Origin of the sequence: Synechococcus sp. BIOS-E4-1, from assembly GCF_014279995.1 — a bacterium.
Classification (GTDB): domain Bacteria; phylum Cyanobacteriota; class Cyanobacteriia; order PCC-6307; family Cyanobiaceae; genus Synechococcus_C.
The window spans coordinates 1,909,345-1,930,619 of sequence record NZ_CP047935.1 but is presented as its reverse complement, the minus strand read 5'-3'; the positions used below and the strand labels follow the sequence as shown (position 1 = coordinate 1,930,619).

The window sequence follows — 21,275 nt, the reverse complement described above, 5'->3', positions numbered from 1 at the left end:
AGTTCAGGCAGGATCTACCCAGCGTCCGTCGTCTTTGATCAGCTGAATTAAGGCTTGAACACCATCGGCTTCCGGTACTTTGCGGATCTCTTCACGTCCTCGGTAAAGCGCGATGGTGCCAGGCCCTTTACCGACATAACCGTAGTCAGCGTCTGCCATCTCACCTGGACCGTTCACAATGCATCCCATCACGGCGATGTCCAGTCCCGAGAGGTGAGAGGTTGCGTTTCTCACCTGATTCAGCACCTCCTCAAGATTAAACAAAGTGCGACCGCAGCTTGGGCAGGCCACGTATTCGACCATGGTCTTGCGTAAGCCAATGGCCTGAAGAATCGAGTAGCAGACGGGGATTTCCTTCTCAGGAGATTCAGTCAGCGAAACTCGGATCGTGTCTCCAAGCCCCTCGGACAGCAGAGTTGCGATTCCTGCGGTGCTCTTGATGCGGCCGTAATCCCCATCACCGGCTTCGGTGACTCCAAGGTGCAAGGGGAAATTGAAGCCTGCGTTGTCGAGCGTGTCGGCCATCATTCGATAGGCAGCAAGCATCACTGGGGCTCTGGACGCCTTCATCGAAATCACGATGTTGTGGAAATCAAGGTCGTCGCAGATCCGCACAAATTCCATGGCCGACGCCACCATTCCCTCGGGGGTATCGCCGTAGGTGAACAACATGCGCTCCGCCAGGGAGCCGTGATTCACCCCGATGCGCAGGGCCTTGTTCTCCTTCTTCAGTGCCTCAACTAATGGTGAGAATTTGTCCTTGATGCGCTCTCCGATGGCATCGAATTCTTCCTGACTGAAGTCCTGCCGGTTGGGGTCCGGTTTGTCGAACACGAACAGACCAGGATTGATTCGCACCTTGTCCACGTGCTTGACCACTTCCAGAGCAATTCGAATGCCGTTGTGGTGAACATCTGCCACAAGTGGAACATTGCATCCCTGGGCGCGCAAAGCCGCGCGAATCTGGCCCATGGCCTTGGCGTGAGCCAGCGTGGGCGTGGTCACTCGCACGATCTCGCAGCCGACTTCTACCAGTCGAAGGATGCCTGCCACGGATCCTTCGATGTCGAGGGTGTCCTCATTGATCATCGACTGAACCGCAACCGGATGCTCACTGCCGATGGGGACTTCGCCGACCATGACCGTTCGCGTGCTTCGCCGGCGAATCACCGTGTCGTAACGGGGATTGATGGCAACTTCACTGCTGCTTTCAGGAGCACTGGTCAAGGTGCCGGTCATGGATCGGACGGGTTCTGAGCCAAACCTTGGCATAGACGTCGGCGCAATGACTTGCGTTTGTCCCAGTCGCGCCGCCTATGACGTTGAACGGACCATCGATTTCGGTTCGGCTGGACGGCTCAGCTCTCCGACAGCAGATGCAGTCTGTGTCGGGCCTCTCGCAGGTCCTGCAGTGTCAGATCCTGGGGTGTTCCAGCCTCGCGAGAGCGGAAGCGCAACAGGTAAGAGGGATGAAACACGGGCATGAAGTCGCGACCCTCATGGTTCTGCCACTGGCCCCTCAGCTTGCTGATGCCGCTACGGATACCAAGCACCGCCTGCAGGGCTGTGGCTCCTGAAAGCAACACAAGTGCCGGATCAATCAGATCGATCTGTTGCTTCAGCCATGGTCTGGAAATCTCGATCTCCTTGGATGTGGGCTTGCGGTTATTGGGTGGCCTGCACTTGATCACATTGCAGATGTAGAGCTGGCGCTGTTCATCCAGGCCTGCTTCCTTCATCAGTTCACTGAGCAGCTGTCCTGAGCGACCCACGAACGGCAAACCACGGGCATCCTCTTCAGCTCCGGGTGCTTCGCCGATCAGCATCAGGCGCGCATTCGGATTGCCACGACCAACAACAACCCGAGGCTTCTGCTCAGGACACTTCAGCCGCTTCCGCTGTGGTTCTGTCATCCAATCGTCGTTTCAGCAGATTCAGATCCGAGCACTAGCAGCAGGAACCTCTGGCCCTCTGGATCCTCCAGCCAGCATTCCGCGCCGAAGCTTTCCAATCTCGGCTCTTCCGTGCTCTTGCCTCCGAGTTGAATCACATGGTGAAGCCAGGACTGAAGCTCCAGCAGGGGGTCAGCCTTTGCCCGCCGTTGCAGACATGGCGCCAGCGCCGAGCCTGACTCAGGCCATGGACGCTTGCCTGATGGTGTGTAGATCTGGAGACTTCCCTGCGCCTGCAAAGGAACAATCCAGTGATGGGCGGCCACCCCCGGTTCGGGGATGCTGCCCAGAAGATCCGCATAGAACTTCGCCAGCTGCTCAGGCCTGCGCGAGGCCAGCACCCAGCTCAGAGCAATGTCGTCACCATCCATCCCGCCATGATCCATGGTCTGGAGGCTGGCTGCGTGAATCGTTTCTTTGTTGTCTTTGACTGCACGTCTTCACTGTTGTTTTTGACACCACATCAGGCAGGATGATCAAGCTTCTACCTGCGCATCCACTGGAGGGGTGCCGCTCCGATGTCACGCCCGCTATCCCTTTCAAGCCGGGCTGAAGCCCTCCAGCCTTCGCTCACCCTGGCGATCAGTGCAAGGGCCAAGGCATTGCAACAGCAAGGGCGCGATATCTGCAGTCTCAGTGCCGGGGAACCCGATTTCGGCACACCCTCATTCATCGTTGAGGCCTCAATCCAGGCGCTTCGTGATGGAGTGACGCGGTATGGGCCAGCTGCTGGAGACCCTGCTCTGAGAGAGGCGATCGCCACCAAGATCACCAACGAAAACGCTCTTCCCACATCGGCAGATGAGGTGCTGGTGACCAACGGTGGGAAACAGGCCATCTTCAACCTGTTCCAGGTTTTGCTCAATCCTGGTGATGAGGTGTTGATTCCTGCGCCCTACTGGCTCAGCTATCCAGAGATGGCCCGCTTGGCCGGTGCCAAGCCCATCTCAGTTCCGTCATCGGCGCTGAACGGTTTCCGCCTGGACATGGAGGCTCTCGAGGCCGCGATCACCCCGGCCACCCGCTTGCTGGTGATCAACTCACCGGGTAACCCAACCGGCCAGGTTCTCAGTCTTGATGAGTTGCAGCAACTGGCCGAGCTGGTGCGGCGTCATCCGCGTCTGCTGGTCATGACAGATGAAATCTACGAATACCTTCTCGATGACGGCATCGAGCATCACAGTTTCGCTGCTCTGGCACCTGATCTCAGAGAACGATGTTTCATGGTGAATGGCTTCGCCAAGGGCTGGGCGATGACCGGATGGCGTCTTGGCTATCTCAGTGGCCCCGCCTCAGTGATTAAGGCTGCATCCGCTCTTCAGAGCCAGAGCACCAGCAATGTTTGCAGCTTTGCTCAGAGGGGCGCCATCGCGGCCATCGAGGGTCCCAGAGACTGCGTGAGAGAGATGGCTCAGAGCTACAACAAGCGCAGGACCATTCTTGTTGATGGGCTCCAGGCCTTGCCTGGTATCACACTCGTTCCTCCCAAAGGGGCCTTCTATGCCTTTCCTCAGCTTCCGGACGGCTGCGGTGATTCGGTGAGCTTCTGCCAGAGAGCACTGGAAAAGGAGGGCCTGGCCATCGTTCCTGGCGGAGCCTTTGGCGATGACCGCTGCGTTCGTCTCTCCTGTGCTGTCTCGCGTGAGACGATCGCAGATGGCCTCTCACGCCTCGCCCGCTTGCTTCCCGCCAGCTGAGGTCGCAAACCGGTCAGATCATCCAATTGCGTCTCTAGAGACATGCCTTTCCGAGAACCCCGGGCCGTTGCCTTGCTGGCCGTATTGCTCTGCCAAGGGGTAACGGTCTTACCTGTTGTGGCCCAGCCCACACTCAAGGTGGGTGCCATTCCTGATCAGAATCCTGAGCGACTCAATCGTCTTTATGGCCAGTTGGCAGACGAATTGAGTGATCGCCTCAAGGTCAAGGTGCGCTACGTACCGGTCAGCAATTACCCAGCGGCTGTGAGCGCTTTTCGCACCGGTGGACTGGATCTTGTCTGGTTTGGTGGCCTGACCGGTGTGCAGGCGCGCCTGCAGACGCCCGGGGCTCAGGTTCTTGCTCAGCGCGACATTGATGCACGCTTCCGCAGTGTCTTCATCGCCAACACAAGCTCTGGTCTGCAACCAATCAGCTCGATCAACGGTCTGACCAGTCTGCGAGGCAAGCGGTTCTCTTTCGGTTCAGAGAGTTCAACCTCCGGCCGTTTGATGCCACAGCATTTTCTTGCCAAGGCCGAAGTTACCCCAAATCAGTTCAGTGGCGCTCGGGCCGGATTCAGCGGCAGTCATGACGCCACCATCGCAGTGGTGCAAAGCGGTGCCTACGAAGCGGGTGCCCTCAATGAGCAGGTCTGGACGTCGGCGGTGAAAGACGGGCGCGTGAACACCGAGAAGGTGAGTGTGATCTGGCGAACTCCTGAATACGTTGACTACCACTGGGTCGTTCGGCCGAAGCTGGATCTGCGGTTCGGAAAGGGCTTCACCACGCGTCTTCAGAAGGCGATCCTGGGTCTCCAGCCCACCACGCCACGCCAGGTGACCATCCTTGAGCTCTTTGCTGCCAAGCGGTTCATTCCAGCGGAGGCGAGTCAGTACAAGCCGATTGAAAAGGTTGGCCGGGAGCTGGGCAAGATCAGGTGACAGCGCTCCTGGAGCTCGATGAGGTGCGTCTTGCCGGTCCCCATGGGGATCGGCTGAACGCTGTCACTCTCAAGCTCCAGAACGGTGAGCGAATTGCCCTGCTCGGCCGCAGCGGGGCCGGCAAGAGTTCATTGATCGGGGTTTTCAACGGCAGCCTGCTCCCCGCTGCAGGCCGCGTTCTGTTTCAGGGAGCGTCGCTCGCGTCGCTCAGCCGGCGACAACGCGCACGGATCGGCACCCTCTGGCAGGACCTGCGTCTGATCGAAGAGCTCAGCATTGGTCAGAACGTCAATGCCGGTGCACTTGGCCGCCGCCGCCTGCCTTGGGCCCTGGCCAACCTGTTGTTTCGCGTTGATGCGGAGGCCAGCCGATCCTGCCTGCGCCAGGCAGGTCTGGAGGAATCCCTGCTGGCTGACGCTGGGCTTGATCGTTCTGTGGGCCAGCTTTCAGGCGGACAACGGCAGCGCGTGGCCCTGGCCCGACTGTTTCGACAACAGCCTGATCTGATGCTGGCGGATGAACCCCTCGCCAGTCTTGATCCCGCCATTGCCTCTGAAGTGTTGGAGCGGCTTCTGACCTCTGCGCTGGATGGCACTCTGCGCAGTGGTGCGCAGGCAGTGGTGGTGTCCTTGCATCGCCCGGAGCTGATCGATCGCTTTGATCGCGTACTCGGTCTGCGCGCAGGACGGCTTGTGATCGATGCGCCTGCAAAGGCCGTCTCAGCAGCTGATCTCCGCGATCTGTATGCGCCGTGATCGCTCCGATGCGGCCCACTGCACCAGCTCTGGTTCTGTTGCCGGCTCTTGCTCTGCTGCCGGTGCTGCTCGTGGTGTTGAACGGAGCCCACGGTGGCGGAGCCGAGATTCTGGGCTCGTTCGTGGTCGGTGCGGTCAGCCCTTCTCTGGACCCTGCCTTGTTGAAGGCGTTGCTGGTCGGCTTGCAGGTGACGGTCGCCACGGCGCTGACCGGATGGAGCTGCAGTCTGGTGCTCGGTGTCTTGCTGGGGTGTCTGAGTTGCGAACGTCTCTGGCTCACCTGGTGTCTTCCTGACTGGCCGGCGACCCTGCTCCGGCGCCTGATGGCCTTGCCCCGCTCCGTTCATGAACTGATCTGGGGACTGCTGCTGCTGCAGGTGCTTGGGCTACATCCCTGGGTCGCGGTACTGGCGATCTCGATTCCGTATACATGCCTGATCGCCCGGGTGTGGCGCGATCAGCTGCAGAGCCTTGATCCGTCCCGCCTACAGGCCATGCTCCAGACCGGGTCTTCACCCATAGCGGCCTGTGTGACGGCGTTGTCACCCGCCATGGGCTCGGTGCTGGTGAGTTACGGGGGCTATCGACTGGAGTGTGCACTTCGCAGTGCCACGTTGCTTGGGGTCTTTGGACTTGGCGGTCTTGGGATGCATCTGGAACTGAGTCTGAAGTCGCTGCAGTTTCATGAACTCTGGACAGGACTGTGGTTGTTGACCGCCGTCACCATTGTCTTGGAGCAGGGACTTCGCTGCTGGAGGAGCTGGAGCGAAGAGGCTCAATTCGGACAGCGCCGGGTGCTTTGGTTTTCTCTGGCAGTGCTGTTGTCAGCGGGTGTTGGTGCTGTCTGGCTCGCTTGCCTGTTTCCCGACTCCGGCTCCTTGAGCTGGCTTCCTGTGCAATGGCCTGATTTCAGCAGCCTTCAGCAGGCGGCTCAGGAGCTTCCCTGGTTGTCGATGTTGTGGGAAACCTTGATCCTGACCCTGCTGGCGGCGGGCATCGCCATCGGTTTGCCGCCGTTGCTGTTGCTGTTCACCCCCGCGCGGCTCTGGCAACGCTGCGTGAGTGGTTTCTGGGTTGTCGTTCGGGTGATCCCCCCACCTCTGGCGGTACTTCTGCTCTTGCTGAGCAACCAGCCAACCCTGGCCATTGGTGCGCTGGCTCTGGGGCTGCACAACAGCGGCGTCATGGGGCGTTTGCTCCAGGAAGGTCTGGAGCAGCAGGACGACTCCGTTCAAGTTGCTCTGGCCAGCAGCGGAGCGTCCCCGCAGGTGGGCTGGCTGTACGGCTTGCTCAGCCCCAGGAGTCCCTCCCATCTCGCCTATGGCGCCTATCGCAGTGATGTGATCCTGCGTGAAACGGTGGTGGTTGGTCTGATCGGTGGAAGCGGTCTCGGCTGGCAGCTGCTGGAGTCGCTCAGCTCCTTTCACTGGGCGGCGGTGTTGTTGTTGATCACCACCTATGCGGCGCTGACCCTGATCGGTGAATGGCTGAGTGATCGGTCACGGCAGCACTGGCTGCAAAGCTGACCCTGTTAAGCCGAACAGCAGTGGATTGATGCGGGCTCCCCGTCAACTGATCGTGATCGGAGACAGCGGAGTGGTGGGCTGGGGCGACCGGGAGCGAGGCGGATGGTGTGAACGGCTTCGCTGCCATTGGATGGAACTTCCGGATGCACCGCTGATCTATGGGCTCGGGATTCGCGGTGATGGTCTTGAGGCGGTGTCAGCCCGGTGGGAACGCGAGTGGTCTTGCCGAGGGGAATTACGTCGGAAGAAGCCCGAGGCCCTGTTGCTGTCGGTGGGGCTGAATGACACGGCTCGGGTCGGTCGTATGGATGGCAGGCAACCCCTCGATGCGCAGGCTTTTCGCTTTGGATTTGAGCAGCTGCTGCGGGCCATTCAGCCCCATGGATCGGTGTTTGTTCTGGGGCTCACGCCCGTCGATGAACAGGCCATGCCATTCGCCGACTGTCTCTGGTACAGCAATGGCGACATCGCTGTGCATGAAGCGCAGATCGAGGAAGCCTGTCTGGAGGTGGATGTTCCTTACCTAGGCCTTCACCAGGCCATGCAGGCGGAGCCCGACTGGCTGCAGTGGCTGGAGCCCGATGGCATTCATCTCAATGCATTGGGTCATGCCTGGATTGAGCAACGTCTGCGCTCCTGGAGTGCGCTGCAGCAATGGGCTGGGCTTCAGCCTTTGCAGCAGGTCATCCCTTGCTGACCCGCATCAGAATCGAGGTATCAGCGGATTGATCATGCGCCTGCTTGCTTGTGCTGCAGCCTCGTTGTTGTTGTGTTGTGTGGCCTCGGTGGCGAGGGCTCAGCAAGGTCTCGTGAACTGTGAGGCTTTCTCCAGTGGTTTCACAACCCCGGAGGGCTGTATCGACGGATCTCAGCCCAGTTCAGGACCGATTCCCGCGAACCAGGATGGGATGGATGACGACTGGGGGGACATGCCTTTCGGTTGGTATGGACCGGGCGACTGGATGGATTTTTAGCGTCAGCTGGTGGGATCTTCCCTGTTGATGTGTGGTCTGCTGAGCAGCTGTACGAGGGCTCCCAGCGGCCACCCGAGGTTGCGCAAATGGCGAGCCAGAGATCTCGATGCCTCGTAATAGCCCTCTCCGTAACTGTGGGAATAGCCGATCTCCTTCAGTGTCAGGAGAAGCAACCGGTGCTCTCGACGGGTGCCTTCCCTTGCCTCCAGCAATTGGAAGCCTCGCTCTCTGAGCTGTTTGAGCGCCTGGTCGCTCAGATCGTTATGAAACCCCAGGTACATCACATGGTCGATCTCCCTATACGCAGTGAAAACGCGTGCGCCGCGGTGGATTTCCAGGAATTGATAGCGCTCCGTGACGGCAATCACGGCGTCCATGCAGGGGGCGAGCAGGGCCTCCTCGATCTGAGCGATGTTCATGGCGTTGCGCTGCCGGCGGCCAGACGTTCCTCGCAGGCCACTTCGTAGTTCCGGACTGCACCGGCAGGGATCGAACCGTTGCTTTTCAGTTGTCGTACTGACAGCTCGACACACTGCAGGACCACGCTGGTGAGCTCACGTCCCTCGCACTGAGCCCAGCTGCGCAGCAGCACGTGCAGGCTCGGTGGAACGGAAACCGTGAGCTTCACCTGGTTTTCCCGTGGGGGCGCCATCGGCTGGGTCTTCACGTCAGCTTCACCATAGCTTTAAGTAGCCCTGAAGCAACTCTGCAGTAGCTGTGCAGTTGCCTTGAAGCAGCTATTAAGCTTTTGGCGCGGCGTTGGAGCTGTGATGATTGCTTGCGGTTGTTGCTGGGTTTCGGCGCAGGCTCTCATGGTCTCAGCGGACCCAGGTGATCATGCGATTGTTGGCGGGCATCAAGGTGATGTTCTGAAGCGTCAAGCCCTCTTCGCAGGCTTGTTTCAGCACCGCCGTCTGGTCTCGTACTCCCCAGGCAGGATTTCTCTGGCGCAGGGAGTCATCAAAGCTTCGATTGCTCTCACTGACGTGCTGACCATCGACACAGAACGGGCCGTAAACGCAAAGCGTTCCACCATTTGGCAGCAGCGCCGCTGATTGCCTCAGCAGAGCGGTGGTGCAGTCCCAGGCGGAAATGTGGAGCAGGTTGATCGCCACGATTGCCTGCAAGGGTTCTCCCAGTTGTTGCGTCAGAGCCGTGTCTCTGATATCCAGTTGCAGGGCTGGTGGCATCTTCAGTTTCAGCTGCTCATGGCGGATCCAGGAATCGATGCTGCGGCAATGCTCAGGATCAGGATCGCTGCATTGCCAGATGAGCGATGGAAAGCGTTTCTGGAAGGTGACACCGTGTTCACCCGATCCGCTGGCAATTTCAAGAATCAATCCACTGGCTGGAAGCTCTTTCGCCAGCACATCCCCGATCGGGATCCGGTTGCGCTGCGTCGCAGGAAAGATCAGGCGTTCATCGCCGAAGCCGGAATTCATTCGGTCAATGGTGACGTTTCCGTCTGTTGACGGGATATGGGCGTTCGTCTTTTCAGGCTGCCTTGGATCAGGATCCCGAACAGATTTCAGACCACGATCATCGTCGTTTAATGCCACTGCATCTGGTTTGAGGGCCTTGAGCATGATCTCAGCGATCATTGCCGATAAATTGAATTGCTCAATCGGGAGACTGCGTTGCCGCTCAGTTCGGTCGCCGACTATCTCGATTGGGTGATGAGTTTTGACGTCTGCAAAGTCCGTCAGGAGGTGATGCTGCTGCGGCGACGCTTTCCGGATGCCACAAGCTACGAGCTTGCGGAGCAAGCATTCAGTGACGTGCGTCTGCGCGTTGTCACGGCGGGAGCTGCCATGGGGCTGGCGGCTAATCCACTGCTGAGTGTGGCGGGTGCACTTGCTGATCTTTCCGTCACCACCCGCGCCCAGCTGTTCGCTGCGGCCTGTGCCGCCGAACTGTTGATTCCAGGCTTCCTCGATAGCGACACAGCTCGCTACGAGCTGCTTGTTCCCGTGCTCGGCTCGAGCCTGATCAGTCAGTTGGCTGTGGAGTTCGGTCTCAAGGCTGCAAAGACCGCAACGCGTGATGTGGTGGTCAGATTGATCAATCAACGCGGTCTGCGGTTGATCAATGCTGTGATCACAAGAGTGTTCGGGCGAAGGGTGACTCATAGAGCCTTGATCACCAAGACAATTCCCCTTGTGGGTTGCCTGATTGGCGGCGCCTGGAATGCCATGGAGGTTGAGGTGATCCGTAACCGCACGCTTCGCTACCTCACGGATCAATTCATGGAGCCGGTGAATGTCGTTGACGTTGAAGCTGTCTCCGGTTGATGCTGAAGTCGTCGCCGGCCCCGCAGGACCTAGGTCCCCGATGATTTGTTCGTCCTCTGGTTCGGCCTGAAGCGTTTGATCAGGGGCTGGAACCATGATCAACACATCAGAGTGTTGTGATTCACACAGCTGATCACTGCTTCCTGTCGCTGAATGGTCTCAGGTGCTTTTTGCGAATGAGCTATGAACCTGGAAGTCTTGACTGTCGTCTGCTGATTGATGCCAAGCATCACCTGGAGCTCGCACTCGCTTCACTCAGTGGTCTTCCCCAAAGCGATCACATTCAGAGACAGCTGAAGGCCGTTCATCAGCAGCTCGAGGGCATGCACGATCTCAAAAGGGCGCTGCAGATTGATAACGCTTGATCAATCACTCCAGTTCACTCAACTTCGATTGATTGGCTGCGCTTCTGGGTGACAATGACATCTCCCACCTCAGCCCGTATGTTTGAAAAGAAGGAGCGCCCTGCCTGGCTCAACTGGTTGTTTCTGGGCATCTTCCTGCTGTCGAGTTGGCAGCTTGCAGGCTTCTGGTTTGAAAAGCTGAACGGCTGAAGCCCTCTTTCACTCGGATGCCATCACCTTGGCCGTGGAGCGAACCACCTCAGCGACTGGCTGGGCGGATGTTCTGTTGAGTTCACGCTCGAGCGCTTCAACACGTCGCTCTCGCAGACAGTATTTGCAACCGCCAGTGGTCTGTAGGTGCCGTTCAGGCGTGATGGTGATTTCCTGAACAGGATGCTTGCAACAGCGGATTTTCACAGGGCTCTTAAAGCTCCGCCATTGGATGCCGGAGTAGTCGAACTGATCACCGAAGCGCTGTTTTGCTCGCTTCAGGAACGTTTCCAGCGTGATCCGTGCTCCCATGGCTGCAATCTATGGGCTGTGGTCGGCAACTTCGCTCCCGCTGTTATCCGTCTTCACGCTCCATCAGGCCGGCGCGGGCGCCAGAGTGCTCCACCGTGATGGTGTGCTGGGGATGGCCGCAGACGAGGCCGTTGAAGTCATGAACTGGGCCCACCAACCAGGCTGGCTGCCTCCTGACGTCAGCCAGATCTGGATGGATCGCTGTGTGGAGCAGATCAGCTGGGACCAGCCGCAGGTTCGTGTCTATGGGCGATGGCACCTGGTGCCAAGGCTGACGGCCTTTCTGGCTGATCGCCAAGTGTCCTATCGCTACAGCGGTGCGCTGCATCGAGGTGAGGGCTGGCCGGACTGGTTCCTGCCACTGCTGGACCTTGTCTCATCCAGGAGCTCAGCGCCCTTCAACGGCTGTCTTTTCAATCTCTATCGCGATGGCCAGGACCGCATGGGTTGGCACGCCGATGACGAACCGGAGATTGATGCCTCTTTCCCGATCGCATCGCTGTCGTTCGGATCAAGCAGAGATCTGCAGTTCCGCCATCGATTCACTGGAACGCGCTGCGATCTCACTCTCGCTGATGGCGACCTTCTGCTGATGGATCCTGATTGTCAAAGGCTTTGGATGCATGGCTTGCCGGTGAGAAAGCGGGTAAAACAACCAAGGCTCAACCTCACGTTCCGGGTGTTCCGCTCAGTGGACTGATCAGCAGACTCCAGACCGGGACACTGAGCAGAGCTGCCAGTGTGCTGATCAGAATCAGTTGTGCCGGTCTGGCGCCGTTCAGTTGTTCGGATTCGGCGATGAGCAGAACGGAGATCGCGGTTGGGGCGGCCGCCTGCAGAACCAACGCCTGGCGGGCATAGCCAGGCAGCGGAAAGGTCAGGCTGATCAGCAGCATCAGCGAAGGAAACACGACAAGTTTGCAGATCAGTGGTGCACTCAGATCGATTTCTGGTCCCTTCCACTTTTGTGCAGCAATATCCCCAAGTCGCATTCCCACCACAACCAGAGCCAGCACGATGACCGCGCGTGAAGGCAGCCAGAGAGCATCACGGATCAGTTCATGCCACGGGGTTGCCTTCACGATCAGTGCCCCGAGCAGCCCTCTTGTGGCTGGGCTTGCACTGAGATGTCCAAGCAAATCCCGCCAGCGCTCACCGGTCCTTGGTGTTTTGCTTTGTCGGTTCAGCCAAAGAGGTCCCAGACTCCAGACCAACAGGGTTGCGCCAAGGTCGTAGCCGATGCTCACCGGCAGCGCTTCCGGTGGCAGCAGGGCCAGGGTGGCTGGAATCCCGAAGTAAGCGGTGTTGCCAATGCAGCTGCCCAGCTGCAGATCAGCTCGGCCCAGAGCGGGGATGCCGGTACTCAGCCAGTGCAGGATCATCATCATCAGGGCGATGGCTGTAACGGAAAGCAGCGCCATCCCAAATAACGAACCATTGAGGCCGCCATGCAGCAGCAGCCCCATCAGGCTCACAGGAACGCCGAAACGCACCAGTGGAAGCGCGAGGGGTGCGATCCACTGCGGTCGCCATCGTCCGATGACTGCTCCCCCGATGAGGCAGGGAGCCATCTCCCAGAGGAGTTTCAGCACTGGTGAGGCATCAACAGATCAAGGCTCTGAATTCAAGCTCTTGTGCCAGACTTTCATCCGTCCATGCAAGGGGACCATGTTGACCATCGCTGCACCCTCCTGCTTGATTCAGCGGCATTTTCTTCAGCTCAGCGCGACTCTGGCTGATCGATGCGAGCAGCTGCAGCTGGAACTGTCTGATCAGGTGGCCAGTCTGCCGTTCGGAAACGAGCGTTGGTTGTTGACCGAACGGGAGCTCTCGGCGGCAGAGGATGCGCTGCTGCGACTCCATGACCGTGTCGATCAGCTTGTCTCAATCCCGTAGTAGCGAAGCGGGATGCCAAACGTAACGACGTCATGTGGATCGCTTGGCAGAAGAGCCACGATCGCAAGCTCTCGGTCGTCGAATGCCTGCTTGGATTTGACCACAAATGATGCTGCATCTGATGCGCTCCAGAGAGGTGCTCCACCGCTTCGCTCTTCGCGATACATCTCGAACATGGCTGCAAACTCTTCTCCGTAGTCGGCATCACTGAGCATCAGGTCCAATGCGGAGTCATCACTCCTGGTCTGGATCAGCTTGAACAGCTGTTGCATCAGTGGATGGTCGATGGTCGTGGAGACCCGGACAACATTGCCGATCGTCCCAACCGCTGTGACATGGAATCGTCTTCTGTCGGAACGGGCATCGATCACCGCTACGGGCAGGGTCAGATCCCACTGACGATGTTCCGCAACGTTGATTGCATGACTGCGGAGATCTTCGGCGTGGTCCTCGCAAAGCTGCTGAACCCTCTCGCGTTGGTCCATAGCGCGTTAAGGGTGTGGGTGAGCCGACAGTTCGACCGCTCGGCTGCCGGGCAAGCAGAACTCCAGATAAAGGCTGGCGGCGTCTCTCTTTCTGTTGTCGAGGATCAACATTGAAACGCGGTCCCTCCACCAGGTTGAAACAGCGGATCCCACTGCGTCACGGCGGGGTTGCCTGCATGGATCGCTCATCCGATCGCGTCCTCAATAGGTTCTCACCATGGCCAGGTCCCCGGCAAAAAACAGGTTTCTGCTCTTGGGATCGTGATCAATGCGACATTTGATTGAGGAAACGCCTGCTGCGCTCCTCCTTCGCCTGGGTGAAAAATGTGGAGGAGTCGGTCAGTTCCACGACCCGCCCTGCATCCATGAACAAGACCCGGTCTGCGACTTCACGCGCGAACCCGAGCTCATGGGTCACAACGATCATCGTCATGCCATCGGCAGCGAGTCTTCGCATGGCATCCAGCACCTCCTTGACCCGTTCTGGATCGAGAGCGCTGGTGGGCTCGTCAAACAGCATCAGCTCTGGATCCATGGCCAGTGCCCTGGCGATGGCCACCCGTTGTTGCTGACCCCCGCTCAGTTCAGAGGGATATTTCCTGGCCTGATCGGCGATGCCCATCTGCGCCAGAAGTCCGTGTGCCCTTGCTTCTGCATCAGCTTTGCTGATTCTCCTCACTCGGATCGGCGCCAGCGTGATGTTGTCGAGGATCGAGAGGTGCGGGAACAGGTTGAATTGCTGGAACACCATCCCGACACGACGACGGATCCGCCGGATCTGTTGTTCATCTTGCTCCATATCCAGAGGAATGCCGACGATCTCCAGCTTCCCGGCATCAATTGCTTCAAGCCCGTTGAATGTGCGAATCAGGGTGCTCTTGCCGGAACCGGAAGGCCCCATCACGACCAGCACTTCACCATGGTTGACGCTGAGGTTGACTTGATCGAGCGCTTTCTGTGAACCGTTGAAGGTCTTGCTGATTGATTCGGCTCTGACGGAGACAGTCATGAAGAAATGGCTGAAGTGGAGGCAGAGGGGCCCTGACGTTCAAGCTGACGAGCCATGAGGGCCATGGCGGTGCATACCAACCAGTACAGACCTGCTAGCCAGATGTAGGCCTCGAGGTGTCGACCGATATAGGCAGGATTGGCCAGCAGGCTGCGGCTGATTCCAAGCAGTTCCACCAAGCCAAGAATGGCCATCAAGCTTGTGTTCTGAAGCAGGCCAATGGCTTGATTGGTGAGTGCAGGCACGGCCACGCGCAGTGCCTGAGGAAGGACCACCAGCTGTTGGATCTGCCATGGACCCAGCCCCAGTGCTGCTGCTGCCTCGAGCTGCGTGCCCGGAATGGCCTGTAAGCCTCCGCGCACATCTTCAGCGACATAGGCGGCCGCGAACAGCGCGAAAGCCACGATGGCTCTGAGTACGCGATTGATTTCGATCTCGACCGGCAGAAACAGAGGAAGAAGCAGCTGTCCGAAAAAGAGCACGGCAATCAACGGCACTGCTCGCATGCCATCGATGTAGAGGCGACAGAGATGGCGTGGCAGTGTCAGCTTGCTTCTGCGTCCAAGGGCCAGCAAGATTCCAAGCGGTAGGGCCAGCAAACCGCTGAAGCCGGTGAGCAGCACCGTCAGGGTCAGTCCCCCCCAGTCCCTCGAGCTCACGGTCTGCAAGCCTGGTCCGCCGGCAAGCAGCAGCAGGCCTAAGGGCAGCATGGCGAGCCAGCACCACGAAAGAGCTAAACCGCTGACTCGCCAACGTGCAGGCAGGAGAGGCTGCAGCAGGGTGTTCGCCGTCATCAGGCAAAGCAGTCCCAGCCAGAGAAACGGTCTCCAGCGCTCGTTCTCCGGGTAGGAACCTAGGGCGAAGAGCGGAAGATTCTCCGTGACAACGGACCAGTCTGCTCCCACAACCAGCCAGGCAGCGGTTGACCAGACGATCCAAATGATCAGGGCCAGGATCACAACACTGAGCAGTGTCTGCAGTGGATGATGTCTGGCCTGGAGAAGTCGTTTCCGATACGCAGTCCGTGACCCGGTCATCAACTCCCGGGCTGCTCCGCTGGTGCGCTGAACAGTTTGATGGCTGACGTGAACAAGGCGACTCCGAACAGAGTTCCGAGGGCCCAGAGGCTGTCGAACGGCCACTCCACCACCAGCAGAACTCCAATCAAGGAAGTGAGTATGCCATCAACAATGCTCAGGCCGCCGGCTGGACCTGATGCACTGGCTCCGGAGGCAAGCTCCATCACACCTTCCACCAGCAGCAGGATGCCTGCAAAGAGGGTGAGGCTGACTTCACTGTCGATGGGATCAATCAGAATGAAGATTGCGCCACCGATATACAGCAGTCCTGAGAGAACGCGGAACAGTTTCCCCTGACTGTTGCTCTCATCGCCAAGACGCAGAAACTGACCGATTCCTGCTGCAAATGCGATCCCACCAATTCCAATTGTGAGAAGAGTGGCGGAAGCAAAGGGCAGCAGGATCGCAGCGATTGCGGCGATCACGAGCAGCACCGCAGCGATGCGACGGGAATTCATTGGCTCAGCAGTAACAGATCGATCTTAGGTCCGTTGTGCAGGACGAACCACGATTCGATTCAGCAACTGCATGCCACCATTGATGAGAAGATTGAGTGCGAGAAAGCTCAGCAAAAGGATGAGGAATCCCTCGATGGCTCTTCCGGTCTGGGTGATCGCTGTATCACTTACGGCGTAGAGATCTGCAAAGCCAACAGCGATTGCCAGGGTGCTGTTTTTGGCCAGATTTAAATACTGACTGCTCAGAGCCGGAAGAATTGCTGGTAAAGCCTGTGGCAAGACAACTCTCCTCAGTCCAAGGGTTTCGCCGATACCCAAGCTCCTGAATGCTTCCCACTGACCCCTAGGGACGGAGTCGAGTCCACCGCGAACGACCTCCGCGATCGCCGCACCGGTGAAGACGCTCAGGCCGACCAGAACCGCGGAGAACTCCACGCTCAGGTTCAGCCCAAGAATCGCGACTCCCTGATTCGAGAGGCTGATGAGCGCACCGATGGGAGCCATCGGTTCGGACGGCAGGCCGAGAAAAGCCACGAAATACCAGAAGAGAAGCTGCAGCAGCAAGGGGATCTGGCGGATCAAGCCCACGTACAGGCCCGCCAGCTGACGGAGCAGGGGATTGAGACTTCGTCTCGCTGCTCCGGCCACAACACCCAGCACCGTGGCCAGCACGATGCTGCAAGCGATCACCCGGAGGCTGTTCAGCCAGCTCACCAGCAAAGCCCAGGCCGTGCTGTCCCCTGGTTGATAGGGAAGAGTGTGTTCGCTGAGGGCGAATCCAGCGGGCTGCCAGAGCCATTCGAAGCTGAGTCCCAGGCCTGTGCGGATCAGATTCACTGCCAGGTTATTGACCAGAATCCCCACAAGAGTGAGAACCGCGACCACCACGACGAGCTCAAGCCAAGGGAAGCCTTTCCGTTTCATTGAAACGGAGGTGCAGTAATGACTCCTCCATCGCGATGCAACTGATTGAGTCCGCGTGGGATTGGAACAGCGCTGTCAGGCCCTAGATGTCGGTCGTAGATCTCTCCGTAGTTTCCAGTGGATCTGATCACGTTCACCATGAAATCGTTGCTGAAGCCCAGCTTGCTGCCTAGATCGCCTTCGACTCCAAGAAACCGCCTCAACTTCGTGAGATCAGGATTGTCCTGTGCCTCTTGCAGCTTGTCGTCCACATTGGCCTGGGTGATTCCCATCTCCTCTGCAGTGATCACTCCATATACCACCCAGCGCATGGAGTCTGAGAGTTTTTGATCACCACCTGACGACAAGGGAGCCAGGGGTTCTTTGCTGAGAACATCGGCAAGAATCACATGCTGCTCAGGCCGTTCAAATCCTGATCGGGCCGATGCCAGTTGTGATCGGTCTGAGGTCATTGCCTGGCAACGTCCCTGGAGATAACCAGCAACCACTTGGTTGAGATCCTGATATTTGATTGGCTTGTAAGGCAACCCAAGCGACTGGAACGCATCATTCAGATTCTGTTCGGTCGTGGTACCCGAGCCGACACAGATCGACTGACCTTTGAGATCTTTAAGACTGCGGATTCCGCTGTTGCGCCGTACCAATAACCCTTGCCCATCGTGGAAAACGACTGGCGCAAAGCTCACGCCATTCCCCCCTGAAGCATCTCTGCTGAGATTGAACGTTGTGTTACGGGAAAGAAGATCGATCTCTCCGGTTTTCAGCGCTGTGAATCGCTCCGGTGCAGTGAGCGGTCGGTATTGCACCTTGCTGGGATCACCGATGATTGCTGCCGCAAAGGCCTTGCACAGATCCACATCGAGGCCTGCGTAGCTGCCATCCCTTTGCAGGAAGCTGAAACCTGGAATCTTTCCACTGACGCCGCAACGCAGTTCCCCTCTGTTGCGAATCAGATCCACTCGGGATGCATCGCCATCTCCGAGGCTGGCGCAGGCTGAAAGTGCCAGGCATGCCGAGAGAAGGGAGACAAGTGAGCGACGCTTCGTCATACAAATGGTCCTTGGAGGGCAATTTTGTCAGAACTTCGAGAGGTTTGAAACGGATGTCTGCTGACCTTGGCAGGAATCTCTACTGTTGTTTGCATGTCGATCAAGCGCCGAAAGATGTTTCGGTTCCGAGCGGGATCCTCCTTAGCCATGGGATTTGTACTGTCCATGGTTGCTTCTCCTGCTTTGAGCTGGCAGCTTGGCGACCGACAGGCTTACAACAACAAAATGGCCCTGCTCAACGTGATGCTTGAGGGGGCCAAGCAGCGTGCTGTTGACACAGACGATCTTCAGACTCTGTGCCTGGTGATGAGCATCGGCAACGATGTGACAGAGCGCTATCTCCAGGAGCATTCCAGCGACCAGCAGATCGAACAGCGATTGAAAGGAATGCGCAACGACTTCACCTCCTGCTTGGGCCTCCTTTACAACGCCCAGTGAACCTGTTGATCGATCAGATCAGATACCAGCTTTAAGAATTGCCCCTGTCAGCCATGGCCCCCATCGGTTTGAGACCCAATTCGTTCAAAAAGATTGAGACTTTCCTGGTTCATTCCCACCACTTCAACCTTGGATCCACCCTGCTGAAGCTTGCGAATGACCTGATTGAGAGCGCTGACGCCGCTCTGGTCCCAGATATGCGCTGCTGACAGATCAATCGTGATCTGACTGGGATGGTCGTGAACGTCAAATCCCTGCAGAAAGTAGATCTTGCTCACGAAAAACAGCTGTCCGCTCACGACATAACGCCGCATGTTTTCGTTTACGTCCACTGCATCAACGCGGATCACCTTGGCCACCTTGCGACTGAACAGGATGCCCGCCAGAGCAACTCCTGCGATCACGCCAAGCGCCAGATTGTGAGGTGTGGTGAGCATGGTGACGGCGAAGGTCATCAGCATCACCGCCGTGTCGCTCTTCGGGATGGATCGGAGACGGCGCAGCCCGGCGATGTCAGCTGTGCTGACAGCGATGCTGATCATCACAGCCACCAGTGCTGCCATGGGGATCTGCTCGAGCCACTGCCGTCCCAGCAGAATCATCGCCAGCAGGCTGACCCCTGAAAAGAGCGTGGAGAGCCTGGTTCGCCCACCGTTGTCGATGTTCATCACCGACTGACCAACAAGAGCGCAGCCGGCCATGCCGCCAAACAGGGAGGACACGATGTTGGCGATGCCCTGACCTCTTGCTTCCACGTTCTTGTTGGAGTTGCTGTCGGTGCGGTCATCGAGGATGTCCTGGGTGAGGAAGGTCTCCATCAGCCCCACAAGTGAGATCGCCAGGGCCGTTGGCAGAACGATGCCCAGGGTCTCGAGACTGAAGGGCACCTTCATCTGCTCTGGTGAACCGAAAGGCCAGCTCGGAATCGGCAGTCCGGTGGGCAGGTCACCGAGGCTGCTGACTGTGGGGATCTCCAGGCTGAAACCGATCGAGATCACGGTCAGCACAATGATGGCCACCAGCTGTGACGGCACCAGTCGTGTCAGGCGTGGCAATCCATAGATGATCACCAGACCAAGCAGGACCAGTCCCCAGACGATCGGAATCTGGCTGCCATGGGGCAGCAGGTCATGGGCATGGCCCGCCACCTCTGATTCGCCGAAGTGCAGATTGATGCCCAGCTGGGGAAACTGTGCCTGGAAGATCAGCAGCGCCAGCGCGTTCACAAATCCACTAAGCACGCCAAGTGGCACGAAACGCATCTGATAAGCCAGACGCAGCCAACCCCAGAGAATCTGCAGGATGCCTGTGACCACTCCCGCAACCAGGAGATAGGTCAGTCCCAGGCCCTCACCGCGTGCCTCACCGGTGGCGACCAGACCGGTCATCAGCAGTGCTGTGGAGCCTGTGGCGGAGGTGATCATCGCTGAGCGACCACCGACGAAGGCGATCGTGATCGACAGCAGAAACGCTCCGAACAGGCCGACCTGCGGATCCACGCCGGCAATGCCGGAAAACGCAATCGCCTCCGGAATCATGGCGAAGGCCACCACAAGTCCGGACAGCAGATCCTTGCTTGGGTTGCCGAAGCCGAGATTCAACTGCCGAGGCACGGATCCTGAGGCCATCAATCATCTGTTGAGTGCTGGGACCGTAGTTCAGAGCGGAGGCAGCCGTCCTTCGGGATCCAGTTCGCTCTTGAGTTGGCGCAGTTCCGGCAACCACTCGCCGAAGGCGTCCACCAGTTCCCGTTGATGACCAGGCAGATGGTCATGCAACTGTGCGAGATGCAATCCCGGGCAGGCCTGGCGGAGGTCATCACTGACCTGATCCATCCATTGCAGGCTTCGCTCCCGTCCGGCCAGGTCTCCAGGATTCCAGGCCGCTGTGATCCACGGTTTCCACATGGAATCCCGGTGGATGAAGGAGGTGCTCTCGCGGTTGACTCGCGTCGTTGCTCCTCCGAGCTGCTGAGCGCTGATTCGGCATTCATCATGCGGACGTTGCTGGATTCGCGCGCTCAGCCGCTCAATCAAGGGGCTGGCCTTTCGTCCCAGAGCAGGACCGAGACGCCCGGTCACCTCGTTATGAACCGGCTGAAATGACGCGTTCTCGGATGCAAGGCTGCCGAACCTGGGCTGCTCCAGCTGGCTTGTGCAGTGCTGAACAGCGGCCTGGTGATCGGTTCCCAGGATGGGAGCCAGTGCTGCCAGGGGGCCGGGTGTGGTTTGGTCGTCGCTGCTGTCAACGGCGTAGATCTCCAACCTCTCCCCCCAGCTCCATTGCAGGCTGCAGGTTTCAGGCCACTGTTCCGCCATCTGCAGCAGTTCGGGAAGCAGCGAGGGATGGATCAATCCACGCCGTAGTCGCAGCGGTTGTAGAGGTTGTGTCCGCAGGCGCAGGCGTGTGACAACGGCGAGGAACGGTGCGGCACCCATCAGAGCGCGCCATTGGCGGGAATTCTCTGCGCTTTGATCGGTGGAAAGGGAAAAGGGTTCACCTGTTCCCCAGATGCCCTCCATCGCTTGGATGGAGTCCACTGCCAGCCCCTGGGAACGGCTGAGAGGCCCCATTCCACCCGTGAGGATAAAACCGCTCCCGGTCAGTCCGGAAAGTCCGATGGGCACGCTGCGCCCATGGGGACGTAAGGCCTGCAGAAGCTCGGCCATGGTCAGACCGGTGCCGATCTCGATGTTCTGGGAGTGTTCTTGGTAATGGATCTCGCGGTGTTTGCGTAGATCAAGGGTCCAGCAGCCATCGCTTGCGCAGCGACTGCTGGTGCCACCCGAGCGAATCCGCAGAGGAGTTGATCCGAGCGGCTGGCGCATCAGCTGCTTCAACAGCTTCGGATTGGGGGCCAGGCACCCGAGGGTTTCTGCATCACTTGCCAGACAGTTCATGGTCTTTGTTTTACGGCCGCGAATAGGTTTGATA

28 protein-coding genes are annotated in these 21,275 nt (G+C 58.5%); 12 read left to right on the top strand and 16 right to left on the bottom strand.

Features of this window, described 5'->3' with window-relative positions; translation table 11 throughout:
• Positions 1-3: 3 nt before the first annotated feature.
• The 3 genes from ispG to SynBIOSE41_RS10435 all read right to left on the bottom strand — a co-directional run bounded on the left by ispG (position 4) and on the right by SynBIOSE41_RS10435 (position 2,338).
• Positions 4-1,239, bottom strand: a complete 1,236-nt coding sequence (gene ispG, locus SynBIOSE41_RS10445; protein WP_186537814.1) for a (E)-4-hydroxy-3-methylbut-2-enyl-diphosphate synthase — start codon at positions 1,237-1,239, stop codon at positions 4-6.
• 119 nt (positions 1,240-1,358) lie between these two features.
• On the bottom strand, positions 1,359-1,913 hold the full coding sequence (locus tag SynBIOSE41_RS10440; RefSeq protein ID WP_186537807.1) for a uracil-DNA glycosylase: 555 nt from the start codon (positions 1,911-1,913) through the stop codon (positions 1,359-1,361).
• On the bottom strand, positions 1,910-2,338 hold the full coding sequence (locus SynBIOSE41_RS10435; protein ID WP_255475711.1) for a VOC family protein: 429 nt from the start codon (positions 2,336-2,338) through the stop codon (positions 1,910-1,912). The genes SynBIOSE41_RS10440 and SynBIOSE41_RS10435 overlap by 4 nt, the downstream gene beginning before the upstream one ends.
• A 132-nt stretch (positions 2,339-2,470) precedes the next feature.
• On the opposite strand from SynBIOSE41_RS10435, the gene SynBIOSE41_RS10430 reads away from it, so the two are divergent.
• Genes SynBIOSE41_RS10430 through SynBIOSE41_RS10405 form a run of 6 tightly spaced genes read left to right on the top strand, consistent with a single transcriptional unit; the run spans position 2,471 to position 7,846 of the window.
• A complete protein-coding gene (locus SynBIOSE41_RS10430) occupies positions 2,471-3,649 on the top strand; it encodes a pyridoxal phosphate-dependent aminotransferase (protein WP_186537805.1) in 1,179 nt (392 codons plus the stop codon).
• Positions 3,650-3,691: 42 nt separating this feature from the next.
• Positions 3,692-4,591, top strand: coding sequence for a putative selenate ABC transporter substrate-binding protein (locus tag SynBIOSE41_RS10425; protein WP_186537804.1), 900 nt, complete (start codon positions 3,692-3,694; stop codon positions 4,589-4,591).
• Positions 4,588-5,346, top strand: a complete 759-nt coding sequence (locus SynBIOSE41_RS10420; protein WP_186537802.1) for an ATP-binding cassette domain-containing protein — start codon at positions 4,588-4,590, stop codon at positions 5,344-5,346. Before SynBIOSE41_RS10425 ends, SynBIOSE41_RS10420 begins: the two co-directional genes overlap by 4 nt.
• Positions 5,347-5,354: 8 nt before the next feature.
• A complete protein-coding gene (locus SynBIOSE41_RS10415) occupies positions 5,355-6,872 on the top strand; it encodes a phosphonate ABC transporter (protein ID WP_255475710.1) in 1,518 nt (505 codons plus the stop codon).
• A gap of 28 nt (positions 6,873-6,900) precedes the next feature.
• Entirely contained in the window at positions 6,901-7,569 is a 669-nt protein-coding gene (locus SynBIOSE41_RS10410; RefSeq protein ID WP_186537796.1) for a GDSL-type esterase/lipase family protein, read from the top strand.
• Between the two features lie 34 nt (positions 7,570-7,603).
• Positions 7,604-7,846, top strand: a complete 243-nt coding sequence (locus SynBIOSE41_RS10405) for a hypothetical protein (RefSeq protein ID WP_186537794.1) — start codon at positions 7,604-7,606, stop codon at positions 7,844-7,846.
• Positions 7,847-7,848: 2 nt separating this feature from the next.
• Here the strand turns inward: SynBIOSE41_RS10405 and SynBIOSE41_RS10400 are convergent, their stop codons facing one another.
• The 3 genes from SynBIOSE41_RS10400 to SynBIOSE41_RS10390 all read right to left on the bottom strand — a co-directional run bounded on the left by SynBIOSE41_RS10400 (position 7,849) and on the right by SynBIOSE41_RS10390 (position 9,447).
• Positions 7,849-8,265: a hypothetical protein gene (locus SynBIOSE41_RS10400; protein ID WP_186537792.1), complete on the bottom strand. Its 417-nt coding sequence runs from the start codon at positions 8,263-8,265 to the stop codon at positions 7,849-7,851.
• The gene (locus tag SynBIOSE41_RS10395) at positions 8,262-8,498 is read right to left on the bottom strand and encodes a hypothetical protein (protein ID WP_066905332.1); all 237 of its coding nucleotides are present in this window, start codon (positions 8,496-8,498) and stop codon (positions 8,262-8,264) included. The genes SynBIOSE41_RS10400 and SynBIOSE41_RS10395 overlap by 4 nt, the downstream gene beginning before the upstream one ends.
• 166 nt (positions 8,499-8,664) lie before the next feature.
• Positions 8,665-9,447: a DUF938 domain-containing protein gene (locus SynBIOSE41_RS10390; protein WP_255475709.1), complete on the bottom strand. Its 783-nt coding sequence runs from the start codon at positions 9,445-9,447 to the stop codon at positions 8,665-8,667.
• Positions 9,448-9,483: 36 nt separating this feature from the next.
• Between SynBIOSE41_RS10390 and SynBIOSE41_RS10385 the strand changes: the two genes are divergently transcribed.
• The 3 genes from SynBIOSE41_RS10385 to SynBIOSE41_RS18100 all read left to right on the top strand — a co-directional run bounded on the left by SynBIOSE41_RS10385 (position 9,484) and on the right by SynBIOSE41_RS18100 (position 10,691).
• Positions 9,484-10,137 (top strand): hypothetical protein, encoded by a 654-nt coding sequence (locus SynBIOSE41_RS10385; protein WP_231856974.1) that lies wholly within the window; start codon positions 9,484-9,486, stop codon positions 10,135-10,137.
• A gap of 176 nt (positions 10,138-10,313) precedes the next feature.
• The gene (locus SynBIOSE41_RS10380; RefSeq protein ID WP_186537790.1) at positions 10,314-10,502 is read left to right on the top strand and encodes a hypothetical protein; all 189 of its coding nucleotides are present in this window, start codon (positions 10,314-10,316) and stop codon (positions 10,500-10,502) included.
• Between the two features lie 54 nt (positions 10,503-10,556).
• Complete coding sequence (locus tag SynBIOSE41_RS18100; RefSeq protein WP_255476085.1) at positions 10,557-10,691, top strand: hypothetical protein; 135 nt, start codon at positions 10,557-10,559, stop codon at positions 10,689-10,691.
• 9 nt (positions 10,692-10,700) lie between these two features.
• Here the strand turns inward: SynBIOSE41_RS18100 and SynBIOSE41_RS10375 are convergent, their stop codons facing one another.
• Complete coding sequence (locus SynBIOSE41_RS10375) at positions 10,701-11,003, bottom strand: hypothetical protein (RefSeq protein ID WP_066905341.1); 303 nt, start codon at positions 11,001-11,003, stop codon at positions 10,701-10,703.
• Positions 11,004-11,142: 139 nt separating this feature from the next.
• Here SynBIOSE41_RS10375 and SynBIOSE41_RS10370 point away from each other — a divergent pair, with 139 nt between their 5' ends.
• Entirely contained in the window at positions 11,143-11,703 is a 561-nt protein-coding gene (locus SynBIOSE41_RS10370; protein WP_186541086.1) for an alpha-ketoglutarate-dependent dioxygenase AlkB, read from the top strand.
• Here the strand turns inward: SynBIOSE41_RS10370 and SynBIOSE41_RS10365 are convergent.
• Entirely contained in the window at positions 11,672-12,595 is a 924-nt protein-coding gene (locus SynBIOSE41_RS10365) for an AEC family transporter (RefSeq protein WP_255475708.1), read from the bottom strand. The two genes, SynBIOSE41_RS10370 and SynBIOSE41_RS10365, sit on opposite strands and share 32 nt — an antisense overlap.
• Positions 12,596-12,671: 76 nt before the next feature.
• On the opposite strand from SynBIOSE41_RS10365, the gene SynBIOSE41_RS10360 reads away from it, so the two are divergent.
• Complete coding sequence (locus SynBIOSE41_RS10360; RefSeq protein WP_255475707.1) at positions 12,672-12,899, top strand: hypothetical protein; 228 nt, start codon at positions 12,672-12,674, stop codon at positions 12,897-12,899.
• Here SynBIOSE41_RS10360 and SynBIOSE41_RS10355 read toward each other — a convergent pair.
• The 6 genes from SynBIOSE41_RS10355 to SynBIOSE41_RS10330 all read right to left on the bottom strand — a co-directional run bounded on the left by SynBIOSE41_RS10355 (position 12,878) and on the right by SynBIOSE41_RS10330 (position 17,903).
• Positions 12,878-13,384 (bottom strand): hypothetical protein, encoded by a 507-nt coding sequence (locus SynBIOSE41_RS10355; RefSeq protein WP_186537787.1) that lies wholly within the window; start codon positions 13,382-13,384, stop codon positions 12,878-12,880. The two genes, SynBIOSE41_RS10360 and SynBIOSE41_RS10355, sit on opposite strands and share 22 nt — an antisense overlap.
• 265 nt (positions 13,385-13,649) lie before the next feature.
• Positions 13,650-14,393, bottom strand: coding sequence for an amino acid ABC transporter ATP-binding protein (locus SynBIOSE41_RS10350; protein ID WP_186537785.1), 744 nt, complete (start codon positions 14,391-14,393; stop codon positions 13,650-13,652).
• Entirely contained in the window at positions 14,390-15,430 is a 1,041-nt protein-coding gene (locus SynBIOSE41_RS10345) for an amino acid ABC transporter permease (RefSeq protein WP_186537783.1), read from the bottom strand. The genes SynBIOSE41_RS10350 and SynBIOSE41_RS10345 overlap by 4 nt, the downstream gene beginning before the upstream one ends.
• Positions 15,430-15,930 (bottom strand): HdeD family acid-resistance protein, encoded by a 501-nt coding sequence (locus SynBIOSE41_RS10340; protein ID WP_186537781.1) that lies wholly within the window; start codon positions 15,928-15,930, stop codon positions 15,430-15,432. Before SynBIOSE41_RS10340 ends, SynBIOSE41_RS10345 begins: the two co-directional genes overlap by 1 nt.
• Positions 15,931-15,954: 24 nt before the next feature.
• A complete protein-coding gene (locus SynBIOSE41_RS10335; protein WP_186537779.1) occupies positions 15,955-16,854 on the bottom strand; it encodes an ABC transporter permease subunit in 900 nt (299 codons plus the stop codon).
• Positions 16,851-17,903: an amino acid ABC transporter substrate-binding protein gene (locus SynBIOSE41_RS10330; RefSeq protein ID WP_186537777.1), complete on the bottom strand. Its 1,053-nt coding sequence runs from the start codon at positions 17,901-17,903 to the stop codon at positions 16,851-16,853. The genes SynBIOSE41_RS10335 and SynBIOSE41_RS10330 overlap by 4 nt, the downstream gene beginning before the upstream one ends.
• 165 nt (positions 17,904-18,068) lie before the next feature.
• On the opposite strand from SynBIOSE41_RS10330, the gene SynBIOSE41_RS10325 reads away from it, so the two are divergent.
• Positions 18,069-18,341: a hypothetical protein gene (locus tag SynBIOSE41_RS10325; RefSeq protein ID WP_255475706.1), complete on the top strand. Its 273-nt coding sequence runs from the start codon at positions 18,069-18,071 to the stop codon at positions 18,339-18,341.
• Between the two features lie 47 nt (positions 18,342-18,388).
• On the opposite strand, the gene SynBIOSE41_RS10320 is transcribed toward SynBIOSE41_RS10325, so the two are convergent.
• Positions 18,389-19,969, bottom strand: coding sequence for a SulP family inorganic anion transporter (locus SynBIOSE41_RS10320; protein WP_186537773.1), 1,581 nt, complete (start codon positions 19,967-19,969; stop codon positions 18,389-18,391).
• A 30-nt stretch (positions 19,970-19,999) separates the two neighbouring features.
• Positions 20,000-21,241: an FAD-binding oxidoreductase gene (locus SynBIOSE41_RS10315; protein ID WP_186537772.1), complete on the bottom strand. Its 1,242-nt coding sequence runs from the start codon at positions 21,239-21,241 to the stop codon at positions 20,000-20,002.
• Positions 21,242-21,275 lie beyond the last annotated feature (34 nt).